We start from the raw sequence: 18521 nt of genomic DNA on the forward strand, positions 1-18521 counted from the left end.
CGCAATAAATCCCACTTTTTGCTTGTTGCTCAAGGCATAAACTCCCGCTGGTACTTTTTTAACATAATTAACCCAAGACTAATGGGCGAAAAACACCGATAATTCCCCCCAGACGATAGCGCCCAAGGGCAATGCTGTGCGGTAACGGATACGATTACCGCGTTTGAGCATATTGAGTGGAAAAATTTTAATGGAAATCAAAGTTAATTTTCTCGACAACCTGAGACTCGAAGCCAAGTTCGATGATTTTACGGTCACGGCCGATCAGCCCATCCGTTATAAGGGCGACGGCTCGGCGCCGAGTCCCTTCGATTATTTCTTAGCTTCTTCGGCGCTGTGTGCGGCCTACTTTGTGAAGGTATATTGTAAATCACGCGATATTCCGACGGACAATATCCGCTTGTCGCAAAACAATATTGTCGACCCAGAAGATCGCTACAACCAAATTTTCCAGATCAATGTCGAATTGCCCGATGATATTTCGGATAAAGATCGCGAAGGTATTTTGCGCTCTATCGACCGCTGCACAGTGAAAAAAGTCGTGCAGACTGGCCCAGAGTTTAGAATCGAAACCGTTGAAAACCTCGATGCCGACGCAAATGCCATGCTGATGGGTCAACCTGGCGGCGATAGTAGCACCTATATTTTGGGTAAAGACTTACCACTAGAGCAGACCATTGCCAATATGACGGGCATTTTGGCTGAGCTGGGGATGAAGATTGAGATCTCCTCGTGGCGGAATATCGTGCCCAATGTGTGGTCGCTGCATATCCGTGATGCCGCATCGCCCATGTGTTTTACCAATGGTAAAGGCGCAACCAAAGAGAGCGCATTGTGCTCGGCCCTCGGTGAGTTTATCGAGCGTTTAAACAATAACTTCTTCTATAACGACCAGTTCTTTGGCGTTGAAATCGCTAACAGCGAGTTTGTGCATTACCCGAATGAAAAATGGTTTGCCCTAGAGGAAGACGACGCCCTGCCAGCGGGCCTGTTAGACGACTACTGCCTCGAGATTTACAATCCCGACGAGGAGCTGTGCGGCTCGCATCTTATCGACACTAACTCGGGCAATCGTGACCGCGGTATTTGTGCGATTCCTTACAAGCGTAAATCCGATGGCGAGACTGTGTACTTTCCATCGAATCTAATTGAAAACCTGTTCTTAAGTAATGGCATGAGCGCGGGTAACAACATCAAAGAAGCCGAAGTCCAGTGTCTATCTGAAATCTTCGAGCGTGCGGTGAAACGCCAAATCATCGAGCAAGAAATCGTTTTGCCAGATGTGCCTATGTCGGTGTTAGAAAAATACCCAAGCATTCTTGCGGGCATTAAGGGTTTAGAAGAACAAGGCTTCCCAGTGGTGGTGAAAGACGCCTCCTTAGGCGGCCAGTTCCCGGTCATGTGTGTGACGCTGATGAACCCGAAAACCGGCGGCGTATTTGCCTCCTTCGGTGCCCACCCAAGCTTTGAAGTGGCATTGGAGCGCAGCCTGACCGAATTACTTCAAGGTCGCAGCTTCGAAGGCTTAAACGATGTGCCAAAACCGACCTTTAACAGCATGGCGGTGAGCGAGCCAGAAAACTTTGTCGAACACTTTATCGACTCAACGGGCGTGATCTCCTGGCGCTTCTTTAGCAGCAAGCATGACTATGAGTTCTGCGAATGGGATTTCTCCGGCACTAACGAAGAGGAAGCGGACCGTTTATTCGGCATTTTAGAAGATCTCGGTAAAGAGGTGTATGTTGCCGAATTTACCGAATTAGGTGCATCGGCTTGCCGTATTTTAGTGCCTGATTACTCTGAAGTTTATCCAGTAGAAGACCTGATTTGGGACAACACCAACAAGGCGCTGGATTACCGTGAAGATATTCTTAATCTGCATTCCTTAAGCACTAAGCAATTGGTTAACCTAGTCAATCGCTTAGAAGAAAGTCAGCTGGATAACTACACCGATATTCGTACCCTTATTGGTATTGTGTTTGATGAAAATACCGTCTGGGGTAAGTTAACGATTATCGAGCTTAAGATCCTGATTTATTTGGCACTGGGTGCGCATGAAGAGGCGCTGGAATTAGTCGGTGAGTTTTTGCAATTTAACGACAACACCGTGAAGCGCAATCTGTTTTACCAAGCCATGAGCGCGGTACTGGAAGTGACGCTGGATGAAGACCTTGAACTCGAAGACTTTAGCCATAACTTTACCCGCATGTTTGGCGCGGAAGTCATGGAACAAGTGGTTGGCAGCGTCACAGGTAAAATCCGCTTTAGCGGCCTAACCAAGACCAGCATGCAACTCGAAGGAATTGAGCCGCATTTACGCTTAATCGAAAGCTATAAAAAACTGCACGCCGCCCGCAAGGCCAAAGCGGCGAACTAATAGCATACAGCTAAGAAGTTGATGTGTAGAAAAAGCGAACCTAGGTTCGCTTTTTTAATGGCCGTTTGCCACGGATATACAGCCTTAAGCACTATTGGCGATAACGCGGTTTTTGCCATCCCGCTTGGCTTGATAGAGCGCGGCATCGGCGCGCTTTAAGGTGTCTTCGTAGGATTTATCGTCTGCCTCTATGGTGGCGACACCTATGCTGACGGTGGCAAAGAGTCCATTTACGGCGTGTTTTTGTAGTGCTTTGAAGCAGCAATCGCAGAGAAATTCTGCAAACACTATGGCTTGATCGTATTCAACGCCGGGTAGGGCGATGACAAACTCATCCCCACCAAAACGGTAGGCACTGTCGGTTTTGCGGAATTGCTGCTTGCAGGTATCGGCGACGGTCACAATGACATTGTCGCCCGCATGGTGGCCAAGCTGATCATTGATCTGTTTTAGATGATCGAGATCCAGCATTAAGATGGAGGCAGGCACATGGTAGCGACTATAGGTATCGAATAGGAGGTTTAAGTCACGCTCTAATCGGCGACGGTTAAATAGTCCTGTGAGTTGGTCTGTATCGCTTAATTGCCGTAGCTGGACTTCAAGCTGATGGCGTTTGGACATATTACTTGCAACCCAAAGGACGACAGGCTCGTTATCAACAAGAAAATCCAGCGCTTGAACGCGTCCCTCAAACCAGATGGGTTCGGATGGACCTTGATCGGATAAGCCTTTGACATCCTTATTACTGAGCTCATATTCTTCAATCTGCAATTTACGGCTGATTAATGCTTGTTCAATAATGCTGAGGTAATAATTGGCTTTTTCTTCGTGTAATACGTCACTGATATATAGGCCGACTAATCCACTTCCATCGTGGTAATAACGATCATCTTTACCACCAAAAACGGCAATATAACGGCCGCTTTGGGTGATCACAAAAGCCGGATCGGGCAAAGAATGCAGAACTAAAGCCATTTGCGCAATATTGATCATCAAACCAACTCCCCCATAGCCGAGGTCTTCAGTGGCAGTGTTAGCATCCCTTCTTCAGTGTTGCTGTGATTCTTTGTGTAAGTGTGCTTTTGGTTACGTATTAGACACTGCGGGATGACAAAATAAGTGTATCTGATGTTTGCTAAATATGGCTTAAATTTGAAGGTGTTTTGTTACGCTATTACAGTGGGATACCAGTGTGGCTCCCGAAGGGCGGCTGATGTTCACTGTATGGCAACGCGCTTTATACCGCGTTTAAGGCTTTCGACAGAGCACCATTATGCCTTCGCCTTGTCTCAAGCGCGTTGAACTACCGCTGAATGAACAGATATTTAATACGATTGGTATTAAGCGTCAAAAACGGAGCATTAGCTTGGGTGACAGAGTTGAGTTTTGAGTTCTTGTTCATCTATAAAGCCTCGATATCCTTTGATTAATTCTCCCTCGGCATTTAGCAGCAGTAAGATTGGCGTGGCGGGAATGCCGCCCATCTCCTTAAGTAAAGCTGGCGGAGCGCGGTAGGCTTCAAAGGGGAAATTGAGCCTAAACAGGGCGCGTTTTAAGGCTAGATTATCCCCATTGACGCCCAAGGCTACTGGCTGAATCGGTTGATTGCAGTTTTGATGCAGTTGTTTGAGTACGTTTGCCTGCTTAATACACCAAGGGCACTCCGGCTCGAAGAACATCAATGCTGAGACATGCCCTTCGAGATGCGACAAATCTGTTACTTGTTGGCTCCGCAAAGCTTGAAACTGATAGTCACGGGTGAGCTGCGCCGCCGATAACGGCAGGGCGCAGCACAATAGTGTAAGGAGAAAAATGTAGCGCATTAGAAGCTAAACTTGATGCCAGCATAGATTTCTCTGCCACGCAGTGGGCCATAGATATAGCCTACGTCGAAAGCGCCCTCTGCATCGTAAAATAGCGGTGTGTCTTCATCTCCTGCTTGAGTGTAGTCAAATAGATTGCTGACCCCAGTGTAGAGTGACAAGGTATCGTTAAGCTGATAACTGACCTTAAGATCCACAGTGACATAAGCGGGTGCATCTGTTGTCTTTTTCGAGCTAGGGTCTACTTGGCCATTGGCGTCTAAACGGTTATAGCCTTCGTAGCCAAATTCAGCGAGATCGCGGCTACCAATCCACACTAGGTTGGCAAAAATTTCCCAGTCATTCACATCCCAATCCATGCTGAGCGTGACGCGTTTTTCAACTGGCGCAATGGCATAGGAGGATTTGAATACCGAGTCATAATCAAAATGTTCGGCGGTAAGGCTTAGGCTCATATCATCGGTTAAGCGATAACCTAAGGCGATATCGCTAGTGATAACCCGCGCTTTTTCATCCAGTTGAGTGAGTAATGGAATGCCATGATCGTTAGTGGTTAACGCCGCTAAATGTTCGACTTCGGTCCAAGCGATCGAGGCGGTCGAGGTGAGACGTTCACCTTCGTAACTCAGGGCGTAGTTAACTGAGTTGGAACGTTCTAGCTCGTCGATATCAATATCAAAGCCGAGTGAGCCGTCTAAAATCCCGTGGTCGGTTTCAAAGAAGGATAATGGCGCGCGATAACCGCGGCCTGCGGATAGGCGTGAGGTCCACTCATCATTATGGCGTAAGCGAATATCAACCCTCGGGGATAGGATCGATTCATCTAATTCTGTGCCGGGTTTATTAGGGTCGGTAAAATCGGCCGTAATAGTATCGTAACGCAGCGCCATAGCGACTTCTAAAGACTCTGTCGCCTGCCAGGTGTCCTGTAAATAAAGACCTTTAACATCATAGTCAAAGGAGTCGGAAACATAGTCAGGGTTGGCACTGCCAGAGCGGGAATGGGAGCGCATTTCTTCTGTGCGTAAGTCGGCGCCGAAGGTGAGTAATTGACTCTCGCTTAGTAAATAGTTAAAGCGTGCATCGAAGAACCACATTTTGTCATCGGCGCTGTAATCAAAGCCTTCATAAAATGAATCTTGTTTATGGTCAGCGTAGCTGGCGGCAAGGTGCATGTTCCAGTCGTCACTAAATTCCCTTAGCCAAGCGAGTGAGGCTTCATTACGTTCGGTTTTAATCCATTCTGTGGTTTCCCAAGCTTTGCCGGTATAGCGTTTACGCACGTCACCGTCTTCAAACAGATTTTGCGTGTCGCTTGGTTGGCCATCATAACCGGATAACACGTTGCCTATGCTGGAGGCTGTGCCATCGGCAAAGGTGCTACCTAACATAGGGCCACCAAAAATTTCCGATTGGATATTGGCAACGCGCAATACCAAGTTATCGGCATCGGTTACGTCGTGGGACACACGGCCAGTCAGACTACGGTTTTCCTGCATCGGTGCTTCGTTGACTTTGTTATTGTCCGCATCGGCTTGATCTCTATCATCATATTGAGCGACAAGCGTGGCGCGGGTGCGGCCATCTTCGGTGACTCCTTTACCGAGGAAACCCAGTTTACGGTAGCCATTTTCGCCGGCGGACAAATCCAGTTCTGCGCCGTTTTCGGTGGGTTCATAACTCACAATATTAATAGTGCCGCCAATGGCTTCGGGGGCGATTAACGATGCGCCCGCACCACGGGCGACTTCAATCCGCTCAACCCCAGTTGTTGGAATTGCATCGACTGCATAATAGCCAGAGATCATGGTGTGTACGGGTAAGCCATCCACCAGAATGGTGGTTTGCTCGCCTTTCATACCGTTGAGCATGATGCGCTTAACACCACACATGGAACATTCGTTGGAGACTTTGACGCCGGGAGAGTTATCAATCGCTTCGGAGAGGTTGACGGCATTTTTGTTTTCAATAACGCTGGCGTCGATAACTTCGGTCTTCATGATAGTGTTAGCCAAGGTTCCCGCTTGCTCTAACCTTTGTCTTACACCAACAACGCTCATGCGTTCGATTTTTTCCAGCTCAGGTTTAGTCACATCTTCTGCGCTGGCCAACTGGGGATGTAGCACTGCGGCTAAAAGGATGGCAAGGTAAGTGGGCTTCACTCTCATTTCTCCGTAAAATAATTTGTGGCAGGATTGTATGTAAATGAGAATGATTTTTATTTGATTTCAATCATGGTTCTAACATCTTTTTAAAAATTGTATTAGCCCGTGTTGAAGCGGTAATTAGGTATGAAATGGAGTTGTAAAGATGCAAAATGCCGATGATTTTATTGAATATTTAGAATTGGAGCAGCATGTTGAGGGCGGTTATTACCGTTCATCTTATCGATCAGAATCGGCTTTTGATCCGAGTCGTCAGCTGTGGAGCAGCATTTATTTCTTATTACGGACAGGCGAAGTGTCGCATTTTCATCGACTCACGGCGGATGAGATGTGGTATTTCCACGCGGGTCAATCACTGACGATTTACATGATTTCCCCCGAGGGCGAGCTAACCACTGCGCAGTTAGGGCTCGATTTAGCCGCGGGTGAAAGGCCACAGTTTTTAGTGCCTAAGGGCTGTATTTTTGGTTCGGCGATGAATCAAGATGGATTCTCGCTGGTGGGCTGTATGGTATCACCTGGCTTTACCTTCGATGACTTTGAGTTGTTTAGCCAAGAAGCCCTGTTGACCATGTATCCGCAGCATAAAGAAATCATCTACAAATTAAGTCGGCCAGAGGTGAAATAGCGCAGTAGATCATTGCGTTATCATGCAATAGGTTATTCGTTGAATGGATTCAATCGCCGCATGTCTTTTATCTAGACATGCGGCTTAGTGAGGTTAAGAGCGAATAATGTGGGTTATCTGCACCATGGCATCCCGCGCCGATTGGCTGACGCCAGCGAGTTGGAAGAAGCCGTGGATCACCCCTAAATAGCGGCGGCAATGGGCATTGACGCCCGCATCTAATAGATTACGGAACAGCTGTTCGCCCTCATCTAACAGGGGATCGAACTCGGCGGTAATAATGTGGGTTTCGGGTAAACCGGCTAAATCTTGGCTGCGCAGTGGGCTGGCTTCGACATCGGTTCTGGGATGCCAGTCGAGGTACATATCAAAGCCCGTGAGCAGCGTATCGCGAGTGATGATGTACTTGTCGCCATTGTCGATATAGCTCTGACTTTTGGCGGTCGCATCCAACATAGGATAGATAAGCACTTGTTTTTTAGGTAACCATTCCCCCTTTGCCTTTAACCGTAGGCAAGTGACTAAGGCTAAATGGCCGCCGGCACTGTCGCCCATCAGAGTGATATTAGTGTTATCGCCGCCCCATTGCTGGCAATGTTGCTGTACGAGATTGGCCGCATTGAAGGCATCGTCATGGGCTGCGGGGTACACATGCTCTGGGGCGAGACGATAGCTGACCGCCACCACTAATGCACCGGAATCATTGGCAATTTTACGCAGTTGCTGATTATGAGTAGCGATGCCGCCGCTGACAAAACAACCGCCGTGATAGTAAATAACCACGGGTAAATTGTTATCTGCCGAGGGCTTAAATAGGGTTAACTCTATGCCCTCAAGGGATAAGGTTTTGACCTCAAACACAGCCTCCGGCTCACCTGCCAATACTGTGCTGGCGATGTAACCTTGGCGGCGTTCCTCAAGGCTTTGCTCGCGGACCGAAGGGCAACCTGCGGCGATAAACTCGCTCACTAATTGTTTAATTCCGTCTTCTAAATAGAGTTGGCTCATGTGCAGTTTCCCTGAATATATTCGGCGAGCGCTTATCGCCCTTTGTGGTCGGCAAAGTGTATCGGCTCAATATCAAAAAGGGTAGTGTATATTGGGTGATATGGTATTAATCCCTGCTATTTCAGTCGATTAAAGATTGTTAATTGAGACGTTGCTGATGTTTTTCGACTTCAATGAATTGAGCTCCACCCAATGAATACGGTTGCAGGGGCTGGTTTTAGGCTTGATGAAGGATTGAGCACAATCTAAAAATGTAAGAAAATTACCGTTCGCCAGCCTTGGCGTGCTATTGCTATTTCACTTGTCTTCCCGCGGTAAGGATCGGACGTGGCCACACCAGCTAAAACCCTGCAACAACGCATGGGCATTGTTGCCCTCACTTGGCCGATTTTTATCGAAACATTGCTGCAATCCTTACTCGGGATCAGCGATATTTTTATGCTGAGCCATTATTCCGATAATGCGGTTGCGGCGGTCGGACTCACCACCCAATTGATGTTTTTTATGATGGTGATGTCCATGATGGTGAGCACGGGCGCCAGCATTCTGATCAGCCAAAATAATGGTGCGGGGCAGACGCAGCAAGCGACCGATATTGGCGTGGCCAGCGTGGCCTTAAGTTTAAGTTTAGCCGTGGTTATGGGGGCATCGATGTTTTTCGGTGCCCACGGCATTATCGGTTTATTTGAGTTAGAGCCTAAGGTTGCGGGCTATGGTTACGATTATCTGCTGATCTGCGGCAGTTTGAGTATCGGGCTGGTAATGAACATCGCCTTTGCCGCCATCTTACGCAGCTACGGCTTTACTCGATCCGCCATGTTAGTCACCTCTAGCACGGGGTTGATGAATGTGCTCGGTAACTATATTGCCCTCTATTCTCCCTTTGGTTTGCCAGTTTATGGGGTAACTGGTGTGGCGATTTCAACTGTCACCAGCCAGATGATTGGTGCCTTGATTATGCTGGCGGTGATCCGCAGTAAGCATATTCCGCTGCCAATGCAGCGACTTAAATTATTGCCGCGCAGCACCTATTGGAGCGTGATGCGCATAGGTTTGCTTAATGCGGGCGAAATGCTGTCCTACAATGTGGCGCAGATGACCATCATCTATTTTATTAGTCAGATGGGCACGCTCTCTTTAACGGCTTATACCTATGGCTTGAATATCAGCCGCTTTATTTACTGTTTTGCGGTGGCGCTCGGGCAGGCGGCGCAAATTCAAACCGGTTACTACGTCGGTAAACAATGGTTCGATGAGATTACTGTACGGGTGCAGAAGTATTGCCTTGTGGGCTTTATTGCCTCCCTCGCCATAGTGTTAGCCTTTTATTGGCAGCGCTTTACCATTGTGGGCTGGCTGAGTGAAAACCCTGAAGTGATTCAACTTACTGCACTTCTGCTATTGGGCTCTATCGCGCTGGAAACCGGCCGAGTCTTTAATCTGGTGATTATTTCGGCATTAAAAGGCGCGGGGGATGTGGCGTTTCCGGTGCGGGTTGGCCTGTTTAGCATGTGGGGAATTGGCGTGTTATTGGCTTGGTTCTTTGGGCTGCACTTAGGTTATGGCGTGCTGGCTGCTTGGCTTGCGGTTGCAGCCGATGAATGGGTGCGAGGCTTGATTATGGTGCTCCGTTGGCGCTCGGGTCGCTGGCAGCGTTTTACCCGTATTCCGCCAGCAACCTCAGCTTAAACCTAAAAGGTCAACCCTTATTGATTGCCCCATTTGCCCGATTTCAGCTGCTCATTTTTAAATTGCAGATACCTTGGATGCCCTTCATCGGTTTCGATTTCCATTGTGCTGTAAGGGGCAAAAAGCGCACCAGGAATTTGATATCCATTGGTGAGGACATCATCCAATGAGGGCATAAAACATTCTTTAATCGGGTCAAAATGGATTTTATAACTGGTATAGCCGCGCGCAACAAACCGTTCGGTGATGGTTTTGAATTGCTGTCCAAAAGGCGTGTCGAGCCTCTGTGGTGTGGAGTAATAAAAGCCTTGTCCGTACCAGTAGAGCAATAAGGCGGTACCCGCATCACAGAGTGGATGTTCGATAATCGCTCTGACCATATCGGGATCATGGTCATCCCAATTTAAGTTGCCCGCGACAAAATGCAATTCCTCCATACTTTGTAAGTCACTGATACAGGTGATTTGTGTCGCCGCTTTGCCAAAGTAAGCGCTGTATTCATGTAAAGCGTCATAATCGGGATCGGCGAGCAATTGGGCGAGTCGTTGTTGATTGGCGATACAGCCTAATTCGGCGCATTCATAGGCGCGGATAAATTGTTCTTGGGTTAATAACTTGGCCACGGGCGTCCTTGGGATTTTTAAATAATGGCTCTCGCCAGCCCTGATAACTGGGCTAGCGAGAAATTGGGAAAATCTTAGGCGTTAAGCTTGCTGTTGCAGCAAGGTACGGCAGAGCTTAATAAAGTCGGATGAGGTGACAATCCCTAATACTTTCTTATCGTTATCCACTACGGGTAAGCAACCGAGTTTATTATCGATAAAGTATTCCACCACCACGGTTAAGGGCTCATCCGCAGTTAACTGCTGGCAGTCTTTGTCCATCACAGTCGCTATGGGGGTATAGCGTTCTTTGCGATCCAATGCGCCTTGGCCGTATTTATTCAACATAGACAATACGCTGGCGATCATCTTTTTATGGGTAAGAATACCGACTAATGTGCCGTCGGTTTCGGATATCACAGGTAAATGACGTACGCCGCGGGTTTGCATTAAGTGGTGGGCATCTTTAAGGCTCGCACCATCGCTGATGCAGATGACCTCTGTGCTCATAATATCGCTGACTTTCATCCTATAAATTCCTTTTTTAACAATGCTCTGGTTTGACTCAGCATGAGCCAAAATCTGAGCGATTTGCCACTGATCCGATGTTAGCAGCTTAATCATAGCTTGTGCCAGTGCTGTACAAATAAAGTACGCTATTCAGTATAAGGCTATGAATTAAAAGAAATCATAAAAGGCTGACAAAGATGTCACAAATGTGTAACAGTGATATCTCACAATCGGGGCCTCATTAGACCTCATACCAGTGAACCCTCATCTTAGAAAGGAATAATAATAATGAAACGAACCGTGACTCGTCGTGATTTTTTAGCAATATCAGCCAAAGGTATTGGTGCCGCAGTGATTTCCTACGGCCTAATGGGGTGTAGTGACAGTGATGATGATAACTCTGTGCCCGCGCAGTTTTTACATGGTGTCGCCAGCGGTGACCCAGCGCAGGATGCGGTGATCCTTTGGACCCGTGTGACGCCAGATTCTGCTGGGGATGTTAAAGTGAGCTGGCAAGTCGCCAGTGACGCGGCATTCTCACAATTAGTGACCACTGGGGAGATGGTCACTAATGCTAACCGTGATTACACGGTCAAAATCGATGCCCGCGGTTTACGTGCGGGACAAACCTATTTTTACCGCTTTATGACAGGCGGAAAAACCTCCGAGGTGGGCAAGACCCGCACTTTACCCGAGGGCGAAGTGAGTTCGGTAAAACTCGCCGTTATGTCCTGCGCTAACTTTCCTGCTGGTTATTTTAACGTGTATGAACTGGCTGCGGCGCAGGATGACCTCGATGCTGTGGTGCATCTGGGTGACTATATCTATGAATATGCCCGTGGCGGCTATGCCAGTGAACATGCGGCAGAGCTTGGCCGTGAAGTGTTACCCGCCAACGAACTGCTGACGCTTAGCGATTACCGTACTCGTTATGGCCAGTATCGTTCAGATACTAGCCTGCAAAAATTGCACGCGAAAGTGCCATTTATTACGGTATGGGATGACCACGAAGTGGCAAACGATACCTGGCGTGATGGCGCCGAGAACCACAACGAAGGCGAAGGGGATTTTGCGGTCCGTAAAGAAGCCGCGCTACAGGCCTACTTCGAGTGGCTGCCAATCCGTCCATGGCGCGAGGGTAACCATGAGGAGATCTACCGCAGCTTCAGTTACGGTAACTTAGTCGACTTACATATGCTGGACACGCGCGTTTTGGCCCGCGATAAGCAGCTCGATTACGCCGATTATATGGATGCCAGCACGGGCGCCTTCGATGGGGAGCGTTTCCTTGCCGATGTGACATCGACCACGCGCACCATGCTAGGCTTAACCCAATTACTCTGGCTGCAGGGTACTTTATTGCAAGCCACGGGCACCTGGCAGGTGTTAGGCCAACAGATCCTGATGGGCAAGATGTCCCTGCCTGCGGCGATCGCTACCCAGCAAATGAGCATTCCGCAATATGCCATGCTTGGGGCGCTGGCGAAGTTAGCCGCTCGCGCGGCAGCAAATGATCCAACCCTAACGGCAGCGGAATTACAGTACTTACAGGCCAATCAAGCCTTGTTAACGCCAGAAGTGATTGCCCTGCTGCAACTGCCATCTATTCCCTATAACTTGGATGCATGGGATGGTTATGCCTATGAAAGGGAAGTGATTTTAGGCACTGCTAAATCGAAAAATCATAACCTAGTGGTGATTGCGGGTGACACCCATAACGCCTGGGCGAATGAGTTAAAAGACGTTAACGGTGATAGTGTGGGGGTGGAGTTTGCCACAAGCTCAGTGTCATCACCTGGTTTGGAATATTACTTAAATCTGCCAGCGGAGCAGATCCCCGCGACCGAGGCGGCGATCGTGGATCTGGTGCCAGATCTTAAATACACCAACCTTAAAGATCGCGGCTTTATGACCTTAACCTTCACTAAAGAAGCGGTGCGTAGCGACTGGCATTATGTCAGCACGATTCTGGCGAAGGAATTTGAAGAGTCGACCAGCCGCAGCTACAGCGCCATGACTAAGGTCGGTGAACACATTATCAACCCTGTGAGCTAACCCAAGCTCCATCTTTTGCTTAGCTCGTTCCTTGTTGGCCACCTTTGGGTGGCCTTTTTTGTACGCTTTTTGTTAGTTCCGTCCTAAAAATGCAAAATAAACGGCCGTTCACCTGCAACTTATGACTATAACTGCAGCACGGCGGTTTTTTTTGGTATAAAATTCGCTCCCAAAATTCGGCGGCTGCCTACACTTGCTAGGACTCTGATGAAGAGAATGCTGTTCTCGTGTTTTGGACGCCGAACAGACCTTACTAGGTAAAAGCGCGAGCTTTAACACCTAAAATCAATAATTAAGATGGGGATCGGTGTCATGTCAGAAAAATATTTCGTTACCGCACAGCAACTGCTCGAAGATTCATTTCTATTAGCTTCACAGGTTTATGAGAGTGGATTTCGTCCGCAGTTTATCGTGGGTATTTGGCGTGGCGGTGCTCCAATCGGGATCGCGGTACAAGAGTTTTTCGACTTTAAGAAGGTTGAAACCGACCATATCGCCGTGCGTACCTCGTCTTACTACGGTATTGGTACCGACAAGCAAAGCAAAGAAATCAAAGTACATGGTCTGCATTACATTGTTGAAAATGCGAATGCTAGCGATAGCTTACTGATTGTGGACGATGTGTTTGACTCTGGCCGTAGCATCCACGCGCTGAAGGAAAAGTTAAGCCAACTGATGCGTTTAAACATGCCGCAGGACATTCGTATCGCTTGCCCTTATTACAAGCCAAAGAATACCGCTGTGCCTTTAAAGCCTGATTACTATATCCATGCCTCTGAAGACTGGTTAGTGTTCCCACACGAAGTGACGGGCTTAACGCCGGAAGAAATTGCCGAAGGTAAGGGCGATTTAAAAAATATTCAGCATCTTTTTAAGTAAAAAGAATCTGTTAAAAAAAGCGTTAGCAGTTTTTGCTAACGCTTTTTTGTTTTCGGTTTTGAAATAGAGCCTATTTATTGGGCCTATAAATCCATGCAGTTGGCATAGTAAGTCACAGTCGCCGGCCAGTCCGAAAACACGCCAATCACGCCCACATCTTTGGCTAGCACATCGAGCAACTCGTAGGTATCACCTTCATTATCAATGGCATCTGTGATGCTTTGATAATACCAACCACCGCCATCTTTCAATAATCCTGAGCGTTCTAAGGTCCAAGTGATAATCTTGAGTCCCGCTGTTTTCGCGGCTTTGGCATATTCCGATGGAATGATTTTTTTATCCGCATCTAAGGTCACCAGCACCCAGAGTGGCGGCGCGATAATCTGCACGCCTTGGGCTTTCAGCTCAGCCATTGAGGGCGACCAAGTGGCGGCGTCCTGTGGGTCAAAGCCCGTGTGAATATCATATCTATCGTCCAGATACACCGCTTGCTTGCCAAACTCGGGAGCGTTAGCAATCCAGTATTTTACATCTTCTAAATTGAAGGATTGGGGGAAGACCTGCGAGGCATCGACGCCTGCCGCAGTATATTCATCGAGCATCTTTTGGGCATACTCCTGCTGAGTAAAGCCATCGAAGGGCATGGCGACGCTGGCGGCTTTTAGCTCTGGCGTCATTTTTACGCCAGCCTTTTTAAACATCTCAATACTCTCGGCGTGGGTCATCAGGGTGCCATTGCCCGCATAGAGATCCGTGCGCCACTTAGGCGTACCATTCATAAACTCTTCGGCAGTGGCGGCCTTGGGGTTCTCGCCCTCCATCTTACCCTTTAACATTTTAAATTCGGCGAGGGTGATATCGCTGGTACAGCAGGTTGCAGTGGCGGCAACGCCATTGGCCGCATCGGCGGGCGTAAAGGGGACTGAACATTTATTGGCAAGTTCGGGAATGGCCAAAATATTGGTCGTGCTAGCGAGATCGCACTGGGAGTGGCGACAGACTAAGGCTTTATCGGCAGTAAAAGTCACATCGCACTCGAGGATTCCCGCGCCAGAGTCAATGGCCGCTTGGTAGGATTCTTTCGTATGTTCAGGGAATTGCATCGCCGCGCCGCGATGACCAATGGCAAAATCGCTACGATAGAAATGGTCGGTTTCGCACTGGGCTAAACGGGTTTTTAAGCTGCTGTCCTGCATTTGACGCACTAAAAACAGTGGTCGCTCACCGACTTGGGCGGGCACCAGTTTGGCGGGCGGTGTGGTGTCGTTATCTTTGTTATCGCTGTTGCAGCCTGCGAGCAGAGCCGTACTGGCGAGCAGTATGCAGAGTGTTACTGAGGAGGTGTTCATCTTCTTTCCTAAATTGAGTTGTTGTAAATGGATTCACCTCACACTCTAAAATTGCTAGATGACTAAATTTGCGCAGTTTTATGACCAAAACAAGAAAAGATACCGTTTGCCCGCCGCTTTTACGCTAGCTTGATACTGAGCTTAGGACTAAGATTAGGGCGAGAAATCATCTAGCATGCCGCGTGATTTTTGGGATTTTTACGGCTGTGTGAAAGTGCTAAGTATGAAAATTTTCTTGCAAGCGATCTTTCTGTGCCGAAATCAAGTAAACTGCGCTCCTTTTGTTTTATGATGGCGTTTGTATCGCTTGATAAGACAAACGTGGCAAGCATCATTTAGGAAATAGAGCAGAATGAGCAAGGGTAAAAAATACGATTTTCGCGTCACTCAAGCTGAAAATGGTTGGAAGACGGAAATCACCCGTCGTATGACGTCGACTAAGACGGTAGTGTCGAAAAGCCATGACGGTTTTGCGACCGAAGCTGAGGCACAAGCTTGGGGTCAAGCCGAGCTGCAAGTGTTTTTAGGCACGCTAGCTGAGCGCAACAAGCGTCGCTCAGAGAAACAGGCTAAGGCCAAATTAGCGGCGGCTTTAGCTGTAGAAGCGGCAACCGATGCCGATGATTTTGATGATGAAGACGAGTTCGGCGAAGAATAACTCGCCCGAAAAATAGATCTCAGAAGACATCTCGAAGGCAAACTGGCTTGTGAGCCATTAGCATTCAACAAAAAGCGGACCAGAGGTCCGCTTTTTGTTGCCTCACTTAAGGTGTTCGCTTAAGTGAGCATTAGGCAATCGGATTAGCCTTGAATTTTAAAGCTGCCTTGCATAATCGCCCAGTGGCCAGGGAAGCTGCAGAAGAACTGGTAAACTTCAGTTGCACTCATGCCTGCGGTGCTAAAGGTCACCGAAGTTGATTCCCCACCACCCACTAATGCAGTATGAGCGATAACACGGGTATCACCGGCTTTAACGTAAGCCGCATCGGCACCAGCGCTCATACCATCGGTCGCAACGGCAGACATATCAGCGGCTTTAGTTAATACCCAGTTGTGGCCCATGGCCGCTTTGGGCAGAGTGCCAGTGTGCGTTAGTGTGAGGGTCACTTCTTTACACGTTGCAGGAACAGACAGCTCTTTAGTGTCAAATTGCATCGCGTCAGTCGCAGCAATCTTGAGTTCACATTCGTTAGCACTCGCTTGGCTGGCGACGAATAATCCTAGGCCGAGTAAGCTAGCGCTAGTCATATTACGTAAAGTGGTGCTTTTCGCTTTCATCTGATACTTCCTTATTCTGAACAAGGTGGCTTGAGCCGATGTGACTCAAGTATGCGCATGTCAGAATAGGCTGAATTTATTAAATGGGAATGAATTCAGTATGTAAATTATGTATATAGCACTTTAGTATGAAAGAGGTTAAGTGCGACAATTTGCCGCACTCATGGGCTAACGTTGGACTTCGTGGCGATAGGGAATCGCGCGCTGGGCGCCTTCACGTGTAACGGTAATGGCCGAGGCGGCATTAGCAAACCCGACGGCCGCGGCAATTGACATACCCTCACTTAAACCCACCACTAAGGCGCCATTAAAGGTATCGCCCGCGGCGACTGTGTCTATCGCTTGCACTTCAAGAGCTGGAATTAACCCGGTAAAACCCGCACTACTGATAAATGCGCCTTTGCTGCCTAAGGTGATCACCACAGTCGTTACGCCCTGTTGGTGAAGCCATTGAGCCGCCAGTGCGGCATTTTCCTCGTCTGTGACTTCTATCCCCGTTAAGGCCTCGGCCTCGGTTTCATTTGGGGTAATAATGTCCACCCACTTGAGATAATCCAGTTCCTGCGTTGCGGCTGGAGCCGGATTCAGTACGGTTGTAATACCGAGTTGTTTGGCGGTTTGCAGTGCGTTTCTGACCGTCTCTGCTGGCGTTTCAAGCTGGATCAGCAGAAATTGCGCATTGGCAAATAGAGCGTAATGCTTCTCTAACTCGCTAGGGGTTAGATGGGCATTGGCTCCCGCGGCGATCCCTATGGCATTTTCACCATTATCGGCGACAAAAATCATCGCCGTGCCTGTGCTCATATTGGCGACTTGGGTGATACCTTCGGCTTTAATGCCATCCTTGAGCCAACTTGCCCGCATCTCGTTACCGATACTGTCTTGACCGAGATGGCAGATAAAGGTGACCTCGGCATCTTCTTGACATAAACGTGCGCAGGCTACCGCCTGATTAGCACCTTTGCCGCCATGTTCCAAGCGATAGGTTCGGCTCATTAAGGTTTGGCCGGGAACGGGCAAATACTCAAAGTTCATCACATGGTCGGCGTTAGCGCTGCCGATAACGAGGATCTGGCTCATGGAAGGTTCACTCTTAAGTTTATCTGCGATTGAGATAGGTTGGTGTGTAGGCCGCTAAGCTGTCAACTAACAAGTCAACAAAACCCTGTCTATCAATGCCAAATAGCACTGTTGCATTCGCGGGTTTGCCCGTCAGTTGATAGCGGTCGACCACCGTCATCCCCAGTGTTAATTCGCTTTGGGTTTCAATGCCGACCCAGCAGTCTTGGGCATCAAACAGCGCGGGGTTGAGTAACCAAGCGATAGTGCAAGGGTCGTGCAGTGGCGCGCCGACAAAGCCCCATTTAGGATCTCTATGGTAAATCATAAAGAAATCCAACAACTCGGCGACACACTTAGCCACGGGATTAGGAATGGCGCGAATACGTTCGATATCTTCATCCATGATTTGTGCCTGATGGGTTACATCGAGGCCGCACATGGTAATAGGAATACCGGATTTAAACACAATATCGGCCGCCTCTGGGTCGACAAAAATATTAAACTCGGCGGCGGGCGTCCAATTGCCGACACCCGCTGCACCGCCCATCAACACAATGCGTTCAATCTTGGCGTGTAACTCGGCGTGGCTGGCGAGCAGCAGCGCGATATTGGTGAGTGGTCCAGTGGGGACTAATGTTACTAGTTTATCGCTTTGGCGGATTTTTTGTGCCATTAGCTCGACAGCACTGATTGCTTGCGGCTCAAAACTCGGTACAGGCAGTGCAGGGCCATCGAGCCCCGTTTCACCGTGAACATTGTCGGCAATGATTAACTCACGGCTTAAGGGTTTAACCGCACCGCCCGCGACCGGAATATCACTGCGATTGAGTAGGGTTAAGATCCGCAGGGCGTTATTGAGGGTTTTATCTGGGGTTTGGTTGCCGGCACTGGTGGTCACGGCCAGAGGGCTTAGCTCTGGATGGGCGAGGGCTAAAATGAGCGCGATAGCGTCGTCATGGCCGGGATCGCAATCCAAAATAATTGGGCGACTCATACTGTTACTCCTTTAAACAGCGGAATGGAGGCTTAGAATAGCACGCTAAAGCTTGAAGGCGGTGAGTCTCATAGTGTCTTTACAATAAACTGTGAGCATTTT

At 48.6% G+C, this 18521-nt stretch carries 16 protein-coding genes; 6 read left to right on the plus strand and 10 right to left on the minus strand.

What is annotated here, in order from left to right; all coding sequences use genetic code 11:
- The first annotated feature begins 190 nt into the window (after positions 1-190).
- Complete coding sequence (locus EYR25_RS09925; protein WP_133179766.1) at positions 191-2377, plus strand: OsmC domain/YcaO domain-containing protein; 2187 nt, start codon at positions 191-193, stop codon at positions 2375-2377.
- An 84-nt stretch (positions 2378-2461) separates the two neighbouring features.
- Here the strand turns inward: EYR25_RS09925 and EYR25_RS09930 are convergent, their stop codons facing one another.
- The 3 genes from EYR25_RS09930 to EYR25_RS09940 form a co-directional block, all read right to left on the minus strand.
- On the minus strand, positions 2462-3370 hold the full coding sequence (locus EYR25_RS09930) for a GGDEF domain-containing protein (RefSeq protein WP_133179768.1): 909 nt from the start codon (positions 3368-3370) through the stop codon (positions 2462-2464).
- 368 nt (positions 3371-3738) lie between these two features.
- A complete protein-coding gene (locus EYR25_RS09935; protein ID WP_133179770.1) occupies positions 3739-4200 on the minus strand; it encodes a TlpA family protein disulfide reductase in 462 nt (153 codons plus the stop codon).
- Entirely contained in the window at positions 4200-6362 is a 2163-nt protein-coding gene (locus EYR25_RS09940; protein ID WP_133179772.1) for a TonB-dependent receptor plug domain-containing protein, read from the minus strand. The genes EYR25_RS09935 and EYR25_RS09940 overlap by 1 nt, the downstream gene beginning before the upstream one ends.
- Positions 6363-6510: 148 nt before the next feature.
- Here EYR25_RS09940 and EYR25_RS09945 point away from each other — a divergent pair, with 148 nt between their 5' ends.
- Positions 6511-6993, plus strand: a complete 483-nt coding sequence (locus EYR25_RS09945) for a cupin domain-containing protein (protein ID WP_133179774.1) — start codon at positions 6511-6513, stop codon at positions 6991-6993.
- Positions 6994-7086: 93 nt separating this feature from the next.
- Here the strand turns inward: EYR25_RS09945 and EYR25_RS09950 are convergent, their stop codons facing one another.
- Positions 7087-8001, minus strand: a complete 915-nt coding sequence (locus EYR25_RS09950) for an alpha/beta hydrolase (protein WP_133179776.1) — start codon at positions 7999-8001, stop codon at positions 7087-7089.
- Between the two features lie 327 nt (positions 8002-8328).
- Here EYR25_RS09950 and EYR25_RS09955 point away from each other — a divergent pair, with 327 nt between their 5' ends.
- Positions 8329-9690, plus strand: a complete 1362-nt coding sequence (locus EYR25_RS09955) for an MATE family efflux transporter (RefSeq protein ID WP_133179778.1) — start codon at positions 8329-8331, stop codon at positions 9688-9690.
- A gap of 17 nt (positions 9691-9707) precedes the next feature.
- Here the strand turns inward: EYR25_RS09955 and EYR25_RS09960 are convergent, their stop codons facing one another.
- Together EYR25_RS09960 and EYR25_RS09965 are read right to left on the minus strand one after the other, a co-directional pair.
- Entirely contained in the window at positions 9708-10313 is a 606-nt protein-coding gene (locus EYR25_RS09960) for a DUF4274 domain-containing protein (RefSeq protein ID WP_133179780.1), read from the minus strand.
- An 81-nt stretch (positions 10314-10394) separates the two neighbouring features.
- Positions 10395-10820, minus strand: coding sequence for a CBS domain-containing protein (locus EYR25_RS09965; RefSeq protein WP_037414382.1), 426 nt, complete (start codon positions 10818-10820; stop codon positions 10395-10397).
- A 270-nt stretch (positions 10821-11090) separates the two neighbouring features.
- On the opposite strand from EYR25_RS09965, the gene EYR25_RS09970 reads away from it, so the two are divergent.
- A complete protein-coding gene (locus EYR25_RS09970) occupies positions 11091-12857 on the plus strand; it encodes an alkaline phosphatase D family protein (RefSeq protein ID WP_133179782.1) in 1767 nt (588 codons plus the stop codon).
- Between the two features lie 312 nt (positions 12858-13169).
- A complete protein-coding gene (locus EYR25_RS09975; RefSeq protein ID WP_011624046.1) occupies positions 13170-13736 on the plus strand; it encodes a phosphoribosyltransferase in 567 nt (188 codons plus the stop codon).
- A gap of 83 nt (positions 13737-13819) precedes the next feature.
- On the opposite strand, the gene EYR25_RS09980 is transcribed toward EYR25_RS09975, so the two are convergent.
- A complete protein-coding gene (locus EYR25_RS09980; RefSeq protein WP_133179784.1) occupies positions 13820-15085 on the minus strand; it encodes a glycerophosphodiester phosphodiesterase family protein in 1266 nt (421 codons plus the stop codon).
- A gap of 352 nt (positions 15086-15437) precedes the next feature.
- Here EYR25_RS09980 and EYR25_RS09985 point away from each other — a divergent pair, with 352 nt between their 5' ends.
- Positions 15438-15743, plus strand: a complete 306-nt coding sequence (locus EYR25_RS09985; RefSeq protein WP_133179786.1) for a DUF3622 domain-containing protein — start codon at positions 15438-15440, stop codon at positions 15741-15743.
- 143 nt (positions 15744-15886) lie between these two features.
- Here the strand turns inward: EYR25_RS09985 and azu are convergent, their stop codons facing one another.
- From azu to rihA, 3 genes are all read right to left on the minus strand, one after another.
- The gene (gene azu, locus EYR25_RS09990; RefSeq protein WP_023268608.1) at positions 15887-16363 is read right to left on the minus strand and encodes an azurin; all 477 of its coding nucleotides are present in this window, start codon (positions 16361-16363) and stop codon (positions 15887-15889) included.
- 168 nt (positions 16364-16531) lie between these two features.
- Positions 16532-17443, minus strand: a complete 912-nt coding sequence (gene rbsK, locus EYR25_RS09995; RefSeq protein WP_133179789.1) for a ribokinase — start codon at positions 17441-17443, stop codon at positions 16532-16534.
- A 19-nt stretch (positions 17444-17462) separates the two neighbouring features.
- Positions 17463-18419: a pyrimidine-specific ribonucleoside hydrolase RihA gene (gene rihA / locus EYR25_RS10000; RefSeq protein ID WP_133179791.1), complete on the minus strand. Its 957-nt coding sequence runs from the start codon at positions 18417-18419 to the stop codon at positions 17463-17465.
- Positions 18420-18521 lie beyond the last annotated feature (102 nt).

Origin of the sequence: Shewanella decolorationis (genome assembly GCF_004354305.1) — a bacterium.
GTDB classification, from domain to species: domain Bacteria; phylum Pseudomonadota; class Gammaproteobacteria; order Enterobacterales; family Shewanellaceae; genus Shewanella; species Shewanella decolorationis.

Coding starts and splice junctions, on each gene's coding strand:
- EYR25_RS09925 (WP_133179766.1), top strand. CDS start 191: ATGGAAATCAAAGTTAATTTTCTCGACAACCTGAGACTCGAAGCCAAG.
- EYR25_RS09930 (WP_133179768.1), bottom strand. CDS start 3,370: ATGATCAATATTGCGCAAATGGCTTTAGTTCTGCATTCTTTGCCCGAT.
- EYR25_RS09935 (WP_133179770.1), bottom strand. CDS start 4,200: ATGCGCTACATTTTTCTCCTTACACTATTGTGCTGCGCCCTGCCGTTA.
- EYR25_RS09945 (WP_133179774.1), top strand. CDS start 6,511: ATGCAAAATGCCGATGATTTTATTGAATATTTAGAATTGGAGCAGCAT.
- EYR25_RS09950 (WP_133179776.1), bottom strand. CDS start 8,001: ATGAGCCAACTCTATTTAGAAGACGGAATTAAACAATTAGTGAGCGAG.
- EYR25_RS09965 (WP_037414382.1), bottom strand. CDS start 10,820: ATGAAAGTCAGCGATATTATGAGCACAGAGGTCATCTGCATCAGCGAT.
- EYR25_RS09970 (WP_133179782.1), top strand. CDS start 11,091: ATGAAACGAACCGTGACTCGTCGTGATTTTTTAGCAATATCAGCCAAA.
- EYR25_RS09975 (WP_011624046.1), top strand. CDS start 13,170: ATGTCAGAAAAATATTTCGTTACCGCACAGCAACTGCTCGAAGATTCA.
- EYR25_RS09980 (WP_133179784.1), bottom strand. CDS start 15,085: ATGAACACCTCCTCAGTAACACTCTGCATACTGCTCGCCAGTACGGCT.
- EYR25_RS09985 (WP_133179786.1), top strand. CDS start 15,438: ATGAGCAAGGGTAAAAAATACGATTTTCGCGTCACTCAAGCTGAAAAT.
- azu (WP_023268608.1), bottom strand. CDS start 16,363: ATGAAAGCGAAAAGCACCACTTTACGTAATATGACTAGCGCTAGCTTA.
- rbsK (WP_133179789.1), bottom strand. CDS start 17,443: ATGAGCCAGATCCTCGTTATCGGCAGCGCTAACGCCGACCATGTGATG.
- rihA (WP_133179791.1), bottom strand. CDS start 18,419: ATGAGTCGCCCAATTATTTTGGATTGCGATCCCGGCCATGACGACGCT.